Here is a 12,917-nt window from a genome sequence, read left to right on the forward strand (position 1 = left end):
CTGCCCATAGGCGCGATCTCGCAGGACTGCAAGGGCGCAAAGATCGTCGAGATGGGCGATATGCTGGAAGCCGGCTGCGTGGCCTTCAGCGACGACGGACTGCCCGTGACCGACAGCTCTGTGATGCGACAGGCGCTCGAATACTCCGCTCACTTCGGCTCATTCGTGATAAATCACAGCGAGGATTGCTCGCTTTGTCACGGCGGCGTGATGAACGAGGGTAAGGTCAGCGCGATCCTCGGTCTAAAGGGGATGGCGAGCGAAAAAGAGGAGATTATGATCGCGCGCGATCTGCTGCTTGCCAAAAAGACGGGCGGCCACATCCACATCGCGCACGTAAGCTCGGCGTGGTCGCTCAAGCTCATAAAGCAGGCTAAGAGCGAGGGTATCCGCGTCACCTGCGAGGCTACGCCGCACCACTTCACCTTCGACGAGCGCGAGCTGATGGGATACGATACGAATTTTAAAATGTCGCCGCCGCTGCGAACTCAAAGCGACGTGCAGGCGATCAGAGAGGCGCTTAAAAGCGGTCTAATCGACGCTATCGTGACCGATCACGCTCCGCACAACACCGACGATAAATTCGTCGAATTCGACCACGCGCCGTTTGGAATTTTAGGACTTCAAACCCTCGTGCCGCTTACGCTTCGGCTCGTAAACGAAGGCGTCATCAGCCTTGAAGACATGGTGCGCCTCTGCTCGTTTAACCCGGCTAAAATTCTAAATTTAAAAGACAAGGGCGAGATTAAAGAGGGCTTTTTGGCCGACGTCGCGATCATCGATCCGCAGATTTCCTACGTATACGACGAGGCGCTAAATAAGTCCAAATCGCGCAACTCGCCGCTTTTCGGCAAGCAGCTTACGGGCGCTGCGGTATGCACGATCAAAAGCGGCCGCGTGGTCTATGAGTTTCCAAACGTCGTAGCGTAGGGCGCTCGCGGCGTAGAGCTTGCGAGCGGCGGCTTGGCGAGCGCAGCTTGCTGACGGGCGGCATTCGTAGCGCAAATGGCGCTATTGCTTAATTTTAAATTTAGCTAGTTTGGACGCAACGGCTTGCTTTTAAAATTTTGCGGTACGATCGGTTTATTTTAAATTTGGCGGTAGCGTAGGCGCGGCATCACTTTTAAAATTTCATAGCGCGAGCGCAGTTGGAATTTCTTTAAAGTAGTTTGCCATTTTTAAAGTGCGCGTAAATTTAACACGCATCGCCTTGCTCATGCCGCTCGTAGATTTTGCCTTCGGAATTTTATCCGTGTCCGTGTGAGCTGCCATAAATTTATAACGGCGCCTTTTTCAATGCGGTGGCTACTTTTAAAATTTTATGTTAGCGGCGGTTGAGAATTCTATCTTTGCGCAGATTTGTTTTTACTTCACGCGCAAATTTTATTGTGATTAAATTTGTCGCTAAGGCGCAAAATTTTAAAATTTTGCCGCCGCTAGCTTTTGGCGCGGAGCATAAATAATCCGCCGCATGAACGGGAGCGATCGAAATTTAAAGGATATCTATGAGCGGCGAAATATATCTCTCGTGCGCGCTGTGCGTCGCGCTAAAATCAGCTCTGCGCGGCAATCCTGAGCGGCCGTCGCAAGATCAAAAATATATAAAATATTTAAATTTTGAGTTTGCAAAGGAGCATTTCCGCACCACAGAGGGCGCGAGCCGCGCAGCGCAGGACGGCGTAAACGACGCAAGTAAAGCTGCGGAGCAAAAAGATGCATACGGTGCAGTGCAGAAAGATGCTTGGCACCAAAATAGTAATGGATGAGGAGCAAAAAGATGCATACGGTGCAGTGCAGAGCAGTGCGACGGACAAAGCCGCCGAGAACGGCGGTGTAGCGGAGCAAAAGCGCGCGAACAGCAAAGAAGCGGCAAATGAAAAAGCGGCGAGAAAAAAAGGCGCAGACGAAAGCACGGGCTCGTCGTTTCTGCAAAAGGCGCATAAATTTTTTACCGAGCAAGTCGCGCAAAAAGGGCGCGAGGACGAGCCGATCTCCGCACGGCGGCGTTGGATAGAGCAGTGCTTAAAGCTCGGTCTGAAGGACGCGGGGCTTAGTATTCCAACTTTCGCAAAAAATAGAGCGCTTTTGGGCTTTTCGGGGATGACCGTAAACGGCATCGTTTGCCGCTTTGAGGACTTTAACGGCGTTTTTACGCCTGATTGGAAATACGATCGCGACAAAAAAGGCTTGGCGCGTGAAATACGTCGAGCGTCTTTGGCGCGGGATGCCGCGAGATGCGCTAAGCGCGCACGATAATAGCGCAGAATTCGGGAATGTTTTAGTGCAGATCAGGGATTTTGCGAGCAAGATAGGCTGCGAAAACTTCGCGCAGACGTTTGATAATGCGCTTAAGACGCTGCGGGGCGAAGTCGCCGCGAGCGAGTATTACGCCGTTTCGTTTGCAGCGCTGCCGCAGCCGAGCTTGAGGGCGTTTGCCGCGGCGGGGATCGCCGATGTATTCGGTGCAATGGGCTCTTGGAATGACGAGCCGCCGTCTATGGCGCAAGAAATGGGGCTTGGGGACGAATATGACCACCTCTCGGACGAGCTCTTGGCGCAGAAAAACTTAGCGATTTTGTTTGCGATAAATGGCTGGTAGGGCTTTGGCACGGAGTAAGAAAGTTCGTGCCTATTTTTAGGCAATTATAAAACCTTCTTTTTTAGCATTTTCATAAAGTTCGTATAAAATCTTAGATTGCTTTACGGATGGAAGAGCTATATATCCATTCACAACTTTTTCTAAAATATTCATTTGCTTCATAGGTATTTGGTGCCTTATTTCATCTTTTTCATAATATTTTAAAATCTTATCCCAATCTTTAAATTTGACGACAAACGATTGAACTTCTATTTCATCGTCAAGTTTCTTATCTTTCCTGGCTTCTTTTTTTATATATTTTTCTTCTTCTGCGTTACTTAGATTTTCATCGTCGAATTCTAAGTTTAATTCGATATTTTTTATATTATCCCAACATAATTTTTTCTTGCACCATTGGCCTATATTTGCATTACCTTCTGGTGGGTTAGTTATACTAGTATAAATTTTGCTGGCAACTATAGAGATTATATTTTCTAAATTATTGGATATTTTTTGCTCATCCCATATCCTAGAGAAATTTAAAAATAATCTATTTTTTTCCAAATAATACGATAAGTACGATAGGGTATAGGCAACGCATTGTGCCCTATAACCACCATTATACCAAGTGGCGTAAGAAACAAGCTTTTCAACTTGTTTAAACATTATAATTCTAGATACCGCTTCTTTAAAATAGTTACTCGTTATACAAAGCTCATCTTTTTCTAACACTTGAGTAATATATGTTGCGAAAGCCATAAAGCTATATTGTGCGCCTTTTGATACAATATCGGGAGACCGCAACCAAGCAATCTCGCTTTTAGCTAAAAATGTCTTATCTATAAGTTGAGACTTGGGGTTTTCTATTTGAAATTTCTTTTTATCTGCGCCACTTAAATATGCTTGCTCGTTTAAATATTCACCCCTTACCCTCTCATAAAACCAATGAGTTCTCACTTGTGCTCCATCAACAGCTGGTGCCAAATTTCTTCTTGAGCATTCTTTAAAATCTTTATGAAAAGGGCTATTTGAAAAGAAATCCGATTGATTTATCTTGTTTTGAGTGTTTGCATATTCGCTAACCTTTGAAACAAATTCATCTTGTTTTTCAGTGTCAGCAACTACGGATAGTTTCATCTGAACATAAATTTTTGATACATCTAGCTTTGCATTTTTACTTGAGGCGTATATGGCTGATACAGTCTGGCCTCCATTGACAATCTGAAAATTTGATATTTTTACGATTTTACCATCTTGCAAAACTACATCATTAGCGGTTGCAGTTATGCCGTTATTGTATGCAAAAAACATCTCCGGTCTATATTCTATAGTGTTTCGCAATCCCTTATTTACGTTGCCACGAAATTGCAAAAAAGTTCTAACGTTTTGCTCTAAAAGTCTGGAGCCAAATGCATCATAAATTTCAACTATTGTCTTGCCGTCTATTACGCTTAAATAAGATCTATAGTCTTTCGTCGGCGTATCCACTACAAGCGCTGGTAAATCAACCTCAATGTCAAAGTTATTTTTTGAGTTGTTTTTAGTATAAATTTTATATAAAAACTCAATATCTATGATGCGATACTCCGCATCAATACCATATAGTACTTTATTTGGGATACTTGCTAAATTTTTAGTAATTTTTCCATTTGTAATAATAATAAGGCGGATTTTTTTTAGTTCATTTTTAATTAAATACGAATATATATTATAGGCCATTGAGTAATGCTCAAAACCCTCTTCCATAGTATCATAAAGTTTTTCACAACTCCTTAAGAAAAAATTTTCCAGCTTTTTAAATTTTGATTCTATCTGTGCTTTTATAAGAGTTTGTATATCATCGCTTTGAAAAAGACAATGCACTAGAAGGCTAAGCTTGCCACGCTCTACATCAAAGTCATATCCACTTACCTCCATATCTCTTTTATTGTATTCAGCAATCATGTAGTCTTGTGATAGCTCTCCTTCGTCAACAAGAGAGTCACAGACCGACTCAAAAAATGCTTCTTGTTTGCTTATACCTCGACTTTGAGCTTGACTCACGATATCCTGCATAAAATCTTGATGAAAGTCATCTAAACTAACCATTTTTCGCCTTTAAAGTTTTATTCTCTCCAATAAAAATTCATTGCATTTTAATAAATCTACCGTATATTTTACGTTATGAATTCTGGAATCTATATCTATAGGAGTAATTTTTGGAAATTTATTATCTACATTAAAAAATAAAATTTTATCTATTTTAAATTTTAATAGTTCTACTTGGAAATTTGCTTTATAGCCATACGAAAAAAGCTTTTTATAAAATGATTCTACATCAGCTATCTTTACTTCTATACTTTTTATGATGTCCTCAACACTAAGTCCTTGAAAATTTATAGATAAAGAGTATACTGCGAGATATAATTTTTCTTTACTTGTATAAAGTTGATAAGCAGATGAAATTGTAACATGTGGTGATTTTGAAGCTTTATACGTTTTAATCTCAACAGCGCAGTCATTAAATAAAAAATCTTGTTTATCAAAATCTGCCCCAACCCAAGAACTTAACGCCTCTTCAAAACCAACTTGTTTAGCTGCAATATTATTTAAAAAACTAAGTTCACCAAATAGCCCCATTTGCCTTTCTGTTCCAAAATTATCATCATTTGAAACAAAAAATTTTTTCCATTTTAGGAGTCTTGTTTCTATATTGTCTAAAACGCTTTCGTCATTATTGCAAGTATTTAAAAGAGAAATAATATCGTTGCAAACCAATACAAATAGTTGCCAATTGGAATTATCATTTAGCGCTATATAAAATTTGGTAGCATCTTTAAAATCTTTTCTTAGTGTATTTAAACCAATAAATTTCATACTCTTTTTACTAATTTTTATACAAAAATCTAGTTCAATACCAAAAGTATATCTTCCATCCAAATCAACTATCCAAAAAATATCATACCTATTGTCACCATCAACCCTTCTTCTGGTATTGTTTTTCATATCATTCCAAGGATTAATCATCTTGCTCTTCTAATTCATCAAATTTCAAAAGCATCTCTTCTTGGTATACTTTATTGATTAAATATTTAATAGTTTGAGAGCTACTACAAACACTATCATTAGGAAAACAAACGCCATATGCTGGTAGTATATTGCAACCAAAGCCGATTTGATTGTTTTTAGTGTCTAGTATATGCAACATTAAAATTGGATTTTTCAAATTTTTTCTTAAAAATGAAGACCTGTCACCCCTTTTTTCTTTCTTGCTTTGTTCGTAAATTTTATCATCTATCAATGCTTTTTCAGGATCTCCTGCCGATAGTTTTCTATTTCCGAGTTCTATATAATCCCCTCTATCTTGCAATTTTGAACGCTCTTCCATGCTTATCTCAAATTTTTCTAAAAGCTCTCCCTTTCCACCATAAAGAACAACATCCCACGTTGTATTCTTATCTTCCAGATACGTCCTTATAAATTCTAACTGCATATGTGCTTTTATAACACTAAAGCTATTTATAAAATCTAATATTTTCATTTTATCTATATTTTTATATATAGTGGCACTTCCTTTTTTACTACCTCGACCAAGGAATTCTATAAACTTTTTTAAAATGTTTAAATTTTTATCATGTAGTTGTGGATTTTTAGCAAATCTTACCGTTTCTATTAGCTTTCCACTTAAATCCAATGAAATACATTTTTCTTCTGCATTTTTCATCTTATTTTTAGCTGTAATTTGAAGTTGGCTGTTTGGATCTTGTCTGACAGCTAATCCAAAATTATAAGGAGTTAGACCATCTTCTGCCATCTCTTTAAATTTATACATAAGCTCATTCGTAGCCTCAATAATAAATTTAAAATAGTTTTGAATATCTTCTGGCATATAAATTTTACATAAATCCTCATAACCCTGTCTATACCCAAACCATCTACCCATCTGCATAAGCGTATCATAGAATATAGTACTTCTTATAAAATAACTAACACTGAGTCCTTCTAAAGTAAAGCCACGTGACAGGCTAAGTCCTCCGACTGCAATGACATTTATTCTTTCGCTAGTATTATAGTTAAGCGGCTTCTTGCTATTTTGGTAAACCGCTATTACTTGAATACTATTTGCGATTTCGGATAATTTTTTTGAAATCTCTAACCATGAGAATTCTATATCAAATTTTGTCTCAAAAATATTCTTTAAGTTTAGTATCAAGCTACTTTGTTTTACTGAATTTGGAAGTAAAATAAAAGCATTAATATCATTTTTTAACGCTTTTAAATATTCATCTATCAAACATTCAATTTTTTCGTGCACATCAGAAAAGCGACTAATATTAACGAGCATACTATTGTTTTTAACTTGTCCTCTTAAATCCCTTATCGCAACATTTAGTATAAATACATTTATAGCCTCAAATAAGCTTTTTGGCAATTCAGATATAAGGATATCTTTTTTGTGCTTTAAAGGAATTTTTTCATCATAATCATTAATATCTACTAAATAATTATCAGGTTTATCTATAAAAATCTCTTCAGCGCCAAAATAATTAGTTGGTGCATCAAGGGCATATATAAAATCTCTTGGAAATAAATCTTTAGAAATCTGCTCGTTCATGTTTTTAATTTTTACGCTTTGCTCATCTTCTATCGTATGATCTATAAAAATATTTGCATAAGGCGTGGCAGTATATGCAACATAAGAGCTTTTTTCGAAAAGCTCCAAAAGAGCCCTTAATTCTTTATTTATAGTGGTTGGATTACCCTCCTCTTTTGTATTTATGGAGGCGTAGTCAGACTCGTCGTCTATCAATAACATGGCATGTTTTGAAATTTTATTGCTATAATGAGATTTAATCCATGATATGACATTAGAAAGAGTATTTGCATTTTTTTTGATAACCAAAAGTACAGGCGTATTGATATTATCAAAATTTACACCTTGTGAGTTTTTATGTGCGTCTATTGTATTAAAATCGCCTGTTTCTGTAGTTAAGCTAATAGGTTGCATTCTATTTGCATTAGGCAAATCATCAAGCCCAACCCCGACTACTTTTGAGTCGTTTTTACCAACAAAAGCCTCATTTATACGAATTTGAGTCTGGTTTCTAAGATTATTTTTATCTCCAGCAACAATAACTATAAATTTATAACCAATATCGGCAGCCTTACATATCAAGGAAGCATAGTTTGAAGTTTTGCCAGACTGAACATGCCCTACAACCATACCGTATACACTAAATTTATTCTCTCTCGGATCTCCAATTTGATTCATTATCATATCAGTATCATCATCTACAGTCTTGATAACTTGCGGAGGCAATAAGCCTTTATAAAATTTTTCCAATCTATCCCAGTAAAAATTGCTATTATTGACTTTTGTGTTTATACTATACCAAGACGTATTGCGTCGCTTTTGTTCATCGCCTTTTATTACCAAACCTATGCTCATCTTGACATTAAAATATTTTTCTAAGTTCTCTTTTAATATTTTATAATCATTGCTTGAGAAATTACCTTCTTTGTTAAATATAGCAATTTTAATGTTAGACTCAATAATTTTTTTTACCTTAGAAACCTCATTGTCAATATCTTCGGTTTGTAGAATCCCATTTTGATTAGAGTACTTGTCAGTTAAATTCCTTTTTGAAAAATTAAAAACTTCTTCATAGAAACTACATTCCATTCAACAACTCCTTGTGCTTTTTAAAAATCTCTATTTTTTTTATTTCATCTTCGCTAAATCCTACATTTTTTAGATATTTCAGTATTTTAACCACTTCCGTATTTGAAATAATATCTTCTTGTCTAAAATTATGTGGGTTTTGCTGTACCTGTACCTGTATAGCTTCTAATGGTATACATGCCTCAAGTGACTTTAGGTATAACTGGAATAGCTCTCTCGTTTGCAAATCCAATAAATCTAATAATTTTTTATGCATTGGATTTTCTTTATTTATTACAAAATAAATTTTGCTATCTTCGCAAACTAGATTCCAAAATCTAGTAATATTTTTGTCGTTTATTTTTCGACCACGAGTAGAAAAAGGTTTTACTCCGTCTTTTATAGAGTATAAAGCAACTCTTTTGAGCGTATCTTTCAAGCCGGCAACTGGATTTGCGATAGACTTTTTTACATCAATATTCCACAACTCGTCTTGATCATTTGAAATTTCAATCTTTATACGAACAAGCTTTGTTGTATCGCTAGATTTAAGAATACCCCACCATTTACCGTAAACAAGTAGCCTATGGGCTCTGTATAGATAAAAACCTTGAGATTTTATATAGCCTTCTCTTCCACTATATTTTTCCCATTCCAATAAAGTCACTTTTGAATGATGCGGTAAGATAAATGGAGTAATTTTTATTTCTTTTTCATTGTATTTGATTATTTCTGTAGATTTCATAAAGGTTGCATCATGTGTTGGATTAAACGGATTAAAAGGTATTAACAAATTATTGTTGATTGATATTTTTATTTTTCTTGCACCGTCAGCCCCCTCTAGAAATTGGTGAAAGACCAAGGATAAATGCTCTCTTAGTATTTCTAAGCATTCTGAAATTTGCTCAATTTTGTCCATATCTTCCCATATGACAAGAGTAGAGTTATCGTTTTTATAAAAATCTTTAAAAATTTCAAGATTTTTATATTCGCTCAACTCAGGTGTCAAAAGTAGCCATTTATCTCTTTTAGAGATATAGTCCAAATCCCATTGTTTAATATTTATCTGATTACATTTCTTTGATATAACAGTAAGTTTTTTACATTGAGAAAATGAAGCCGTTTTAAGACCTAAACCAAATTTACCAAGCGCGATATCATTTCTTCTCTCGTCTGGATTTTTCGATGATAGCCTCATAGCTTCTACTAGTTCATCTTTGTCCATTCCTGCACCATTATCTAGAATACAAAAAAACGGTTCAGGATGTTGTATGGCATAGATTTTTATATCATTTGCACCGGCAGATATGCTGTTATCAATAATATCTGCAACAGCCACCTCAAAAGTATACCCTATGTCACGAAGCGATCTAACAAAATTTGCGACATTCGGATTAATTTCTATCGGATCCATCCAACACCGCTACAATCTCTTTTGCGATTTTTTCAACCATCGGCACAACAACAGAATTTCCAGCTTGTTTATACAACTGTGCTCTTGATATGTTTGATGGAAGCATAAAATCTCGCGGAAATCCTTGCAAATTAAAGCATTCTTTTGGGGTTAATCTTCTTATTATACCATTATTTAATATTATTGGGATATTATGTCCACCAGCACCCATATTTGCAGTCAAGGTAGGGCAAACATTTGATTTATTGGAGCGAACATAATAACGCCTATATTGATAAACAATGTTTTCATCTGTCACACTTTCTACTACTCTACGATGGATTTTATTGCTTTTGTCATTATAAATATCAGATTGAATAACGCACGAATCATCTAGGAAGGATTTTATATTTCTGGGGGTCTTGCTTGTTTCTTTTGGTATTTGAAATCTAGCGGATAATAAATTCTCTTGTTTTGTTTCTAGTATATTTTCTTTTATAGGCTTTTCAAATGAATAGTCGCTTTCATCTTTAAAGCCTACGATATATATTCTTTCCCTCCCTTGTGGTATGTCTGTATACTTTGCAACATTTAGTACAAATGGTATAAAAGAATATCCAGTCTTTTTTATTTCATCTTTAATGATTTTAAAAGTTTTTCCGTTATTATGTGTTGCAAGAGTTTTGACATTTTCTAAAAAATAGGCTTTTGGCCTCAACTCTTTTAATAGTCTCGATACTTCAAAAAAAAGCTTTCCTCGCCCATCTTCAAACCCTTTTCCGTGCCCAGCTTGCGAAAATGGTTGGCAAGGAAATCCTGCAGTAAGTATATCTATACTAGATAGATTTTTATTATTTAATTTTTTAACGTCTCCTTCGATAAGATTTATGCTCTTATGATTTAATCTATAAGTCATACAGGCATTCTTGTCAATTTCATTTGCCCAAATAACATCACAATTTGAATTCTTAAATGCTTGACATATACCACCAACGCCAGCAAACAAACTTCCTACTCTATAACTCACAGATACCTTCTTATTTTTTAAGATTTTATAATAACGCTCATTAAATTTTGCTGATTTTATTTTTAAATTTTAGATCGTTGCTTTATATAATTACAAACAATTTAATTATATTTCGAAGTATGCTTAAAAAGCTATTCAAGTTAAGGTTTCAAATTTCATTCTTAAAATTTAAAGGTAAATCGCGTAAATCTTACCGCTGAGCGCGACACAGTTTTTTTAAATTTAGCGCGCCGTCCTGCGCGTAGCGCGGTTAAAGCTTTTGGCTCGAAATCGCTTTAAATTTATCGCAAGCAAGACGGCGCCGCTTGCTAAATTGAACAAAGCCTGCTTTTACGGGCAAGGGGCTTATGCCTGCGGGCTCCGTGCAGTTTGAAATTAATATGTTAAGACTGAATTAAATGGCGCACGTAAAATTTCATGATTGAATTTTGCCGAGCTTGCTACGTTAAGCGATAATTTTTGAAATTTAAAATTCCACTCGCGGAATTTCAAAAAATTTTCCCGCAGATCGCATATCCCCACAGCGCGGCGTTAAGAAATAGGCTCATCATCACGGCCGTGCTTGCGGTGTCTTTGGCGCCTTTGGCTAGCGGGTGGATTTCGCTCGTGGTAAGATCGACCGCGCGCTCGATGGCTGAGTTTACGCACTCGGTTGTGAGCGTAAAGACCGCGCCGAAGATCAAAAATAGATTTAGCACCGCGCCGAAATTCCAAAAAAATAGCGACAGCAGAAGCGGGACGAACACGCAAAGCTCGAGTTTGAAGCTACGCTCGCTGCGCAGCATCTCGGCAAGACCCGCCATCGCGTAGCCCCAGTTGGCAAAAAATCGGTATTTGGGCTGATTGCGCATAATTTTCCTTTAAATTTAGTCAAAATTTCGTATAATCATACCAAAATTTTCAGGCCAAAGGCTAAATTTGAAACTGATTAGTTGGAATGTAAACGGACTGCGCGCAGTACTCGGCAAAGACGGCTTCGCGTGGCTTGCGGAGCAAAACCCCGATTTTTTGGGCTTGCAAGAGATCAAGGTGAGCGAAAAGGACGCTCCGAAAGGGCTTTACGAGCTCGGATTTTCTCAGATCGATCTAAATTCCGCCGCTCGTGCGGGATATTCGGGCGTGGCGAGCCTAGCAAAATTTAAAAGCGAGACGAGCAAGGCGCTGTTTTTCCCCGACGACGAGGGGCGCGTGCTGCAGCACCGCTTTGGCGACGTCGTGCTTTTTAATATCTACTTTCCCAACGGCCAAAAGGACGAGGCGCGGCTAGCCTATAAGATGGAATTTTACGCGAAATTCTTAGCCTATGCGCGCAGCCTCGCGGAGCAGGGGCTCGGGGTGATATTTTGCGGCGACGTGAATACCGCGCACCGCGAGATCGATCTTGCAAACCCCAAAGCAAACTCCAAAACCTCGGGCTTTTTGCCGATCGAGCGGGCGTGGCTCGATGAGGTGGAGGCGGCGGGCTTTGTCGATACCTTTCGTGCCGTGCGCGGCGAGCTGCGGGACGCCTACTCGTGGTGGAGCTACCGCTTTAACGCGCGCGCCAAAAACGTAGGCTGGCGGATCGATTATTTTTTCATCTCGGCAAATTTGCGCTCGCGGCTAAAGGATGCTTTCATCCTAAGCGACGTGATGGGCAGCGACCACTGCCCCGTGGGCATCGAGATCGAAATTTAGTCGGGGGAAATTTCTCGGTGCGAGATTTGATCTTGTGCGGCTTGTGGGCAAGGTGCGCATAGCGCGCGAGCTAATGCGCGGATTTAAAGAGGCGGTGCGTAAACGCTGCGCAATAAAATTTTAAATTTAAGGAGAGAAAATGTTGAGCGATATCGAAATAGCAAATGCGGCGAGGCCGGATAAAATTTCAAACGTTGCGAAAAATTTGGGGCTTAGCGAGGATGAGATCGAGCTGTACGGCCACTACAAAGCCAAGCTAAACATCAAGCCGCGCTCGCGTGCTTCGAAGCTTATCTTGGTCACGGCGACCAATCCGACGCCGTTTGGCGAGGGCAAGACGACGACATCCATCGGTCTAGCCGACGCGCTAAAACGTCTAGGCAAAAGCGTCTGTCTTGCGCTGCGCGAGCCGTCGCTGGGGCCAGTTTTCGGTATCAAAGGCGGGGCCGCGGGCGGCGGATATTCGCAGCTGGTGCCGATGGATGATCTAAATTTGCACTTCAACGGCGATTTTCATGCGATCACCTCCGCGAACAATCTCATTTCGGCGGTCATCGACAACTCGCTGTATCAAGAAAACCCGCTAAAGATCGATAAAATT

General features: G+C 38.6%; 13 protein-coding genes. 6 read left to right on the top strand and 7 right to left on the bottom strand.

Annotation, left to right across the window (positions count from 1 at the left end; translation table 11 throughout):
- Positions 1-930: dihydroorotase (locus Q0394_RS01665; RefSeq protein ID WP_298945250.1), on the top strand; the 930-nt coding region annotated here is incomplete at its 5' end.
- Between the two features lie 201 nt (positions 931-1,131).
- Here the strand turns inward: Q0394_RS01665 and Q0394_RS01670 are convergent.
- Positions 1,132-1,272: a hypothetical protein gene (locus Q0394_RS01670; RefSeq protein ID WP_298061101.1), complete on the bottom strand. Its 141-nt coding sequence runs from the start codon at positions 1,270-1,272 to the stop codon at positions 1,132-1,134.
- 233 nt (positions 1,273-1,505) lie between these two features.
- Between Q0394_RS01670 and Q0394_RS01675 the strand changes: the two genes are divergently transcribed.
- The 3 genes from Q0394_RS01675 to Q0394_RS01685 are packed head-to-tail and all read left to right on the top strand — an operon-like array spanning position 1,506 to position 2,599.
- Positions 1,506-1,766: a hypothetical protein gene (locus Q0394_RS01675; protein WP_298061103.1), complete on the top strand. Its 261-nt coding sequence runs from the start codon at positions 1,506-1,508 to the stop codon at positions 1,764-1,766.
- Entirely contained in the window at positions 1,714-2,256 is a 543-nt protein-coding gene (locus tag Q0394_RS01680) for a hypothetical protein (RefSeq protein ID WP_298945253.1), read from the top strand. Before Q0394_RS01675 ends, Q0394_RS01680 begins: the two co-directional genes overlap by 53 nt.
- On the top strand, positions 2,195-2,599 hold the full coding sequence (locus Q0394_RS01685) for a hypothetical protein (RefSeq protein ID WP_298061105.1): 405 nt from the start codon (positions 2,195-2,197) through the stop codon (positions 2,597-2,599). The genes Q0394_RS01680 and Q0394_RS01685 overlap by 62 nt, the downstream gene beginning before the upstream one ends.
- 36 nt (positions 2,600-2,635) lie before the next feature.
- On the opposite strand, the gene Q0394_RS01690 is transcribed toward Q0394_RS01685, so the two are convergent.
- The 6 genes from Q0394_RS01690 to Q0394_RS01715 form a co-directional block, all read right to left on the bottom strand.
- Positions 2,636-4,666, bottom strand: a complete 2,031-nt coding sequence (locus tag Q0394_RS01690) for an AIPR family protein (RefSeq protein WP_298061106.1) — start codon at positions 4,664-4,666, stop codon at positions 2,636-2,638.
- A gap of 9 nt (positions 4,667-4,675) precedes the next feature.
- Entirely contained in the window at positions 4,676-5,584 is a 909-nt protein-coding gene (locus tag Q0394_RS01695) for a PD-(D/E)XK motif protein (RefSeq protein ID WP_298061108.1), read from the bottom strand.
- Positions 5,577-8,240 (bottom strand): Z1 domain-containing protein, encoded by a 2,664-nt coding sequence (locus Q0394_RS01700; RefSeq protein ID WP_298061109.1) that lies wholly within the window; start codon positions 8,238-8,240, stop codon positions 5,577-5,579. Before Q0394_RS01700 ends, Q0394_RS01695 begins: the two co-directional genes overlap by 8 nt.
- Positions 8,230-9,633, bottom strand: coding sequence for an ATP-binding protein (locus tag Q0394_RS01705; RefSeq protein ID WP_298061110.1), 1,404 nt, complete (start codon positions 9,631-9,633; stop codon positions 8,230-8,232). The genes Q0394_RS01700 and Q0394_RS01705 overlap by 11 nt, the downstream gene beginning before the upstream one ends.
- Complete coding sequence (gene dcm / locus Q0394_RS01710) at positions 9,614-10,639, bottom strand: DNA (cytosine-5-)-methyltransferase (RefSeq protein ID WP_298061112.1); 1,026 nt, start codon at positions 10,637-10,639, stop codon at positions 9,614-9,616. Before dcm ends, Q0394_RS01705 begins: the two co-directional genes overlap by 20 nt.
- Positions 10,640-11,127: 488 nt before the next feature.
- Positions 11,128-11,490, bottom strand: coding sequence for a diacylglycerol kinase (locus Q0394_RS01715; protein WP_298061113.1), 363 nt, complete (start codon positions 11,488-11,490; stop codon positions 11,128-11,130).
- A 67-nt stretch (positions 11,491-11,557) separates the two neighbouring features.
- Between Q0394_RS01715 and Q0394_RS01720 the strand changes: the two genes are divergently transcribed.
- Together Q0394_RS01720 and Q0394_RS01725 are read left to right on the top strand one after the other, a co-directional pair.
- The gene (locus tag Q0394_RS01720) at positions 11,558-12,316 is read left to right on the top strand and encodes an exodeoxyribonuclease III (RefSeq protein WP_177386736.1); all 759 of its coding nucleotides are present in this window, start codon (positions 11,558-11,560) and stop codon (positions 12,314-12,316) included.
- Between the two features lie 139 nt (positions 12,317-12,455).
- Positions 12,456-12,917: formate--tetrahydrofolate ligase (locus tag Q0394_RS01725; protein WP_298945257.1), on the top strand; the 462-nt coding region annotated here is incomplete at its 3' end.

The sequence above is a fragment of the uncultured Campylobacter sp. genome, from assembly GCF_938039205.1.
Lineage (GTDB): Bacteria > Campylobacterota > Campylobacteria > Campylobacterales > Campylobacteraceae > Campylobacter_A.

Coding starts and splice junctions, on each gene's coding strand:
- Q0394_RS01700 (WP_298061109.1), bottom strand. CDS start 8,240: ATGGAATGTAGTTTCTATGAAGAAGTTTTTAATTTTTCAAAAAGGAAT.
- Q0394_RS01715 (WP_298061113.1), bottom strand. CDS start 11,490: ATGCGCAATCAGCCCAAATACCGATTTTTTGCCAACTGGGGCTACGCG.
- Q0394_RS01690 (WP_298061106.1), bottom strand. CDS start 4,666: ATGGTTAGTTTAGATGACTTTCATCAAGATTTTATGCAGGATATCGTG.
- Q0394_RS01680 (WP_298945253.1), top strand. CDS start 1,714: ATGCATACGGTGCAGTGCAGAAAGATGCTTGGCACCAAAATAGTAATG.
- Q0394_RS01705 (WP_298061110.1), bottom strand. CDS start 9,633: ATGGATCCGATAGAAATTAATCCGAATGTCGCAAATTTTGTTAGATCG.
- Q0394_RS01670 (WP_298061101.1), bottom strand. CDS start 1,272: ATGGCAGCTCACACGGACACGGATAAAATTCCGAAGGCAAAATCTACG.
- Q0394_RS01675 (WP_298061103.1), top strand. CDS start 1,506: ATGAGCGGCGAAATATATCTCTCGTGCGCGCTGTGCGTCGCGCTAAAA.
- Q0394_RS01695 (WP_298061108.1), bottom strand. CDS start 5,584: ATGATTAATCCTTGGAATGATATGAAAAACAATACCAGAAGAAGGGTT.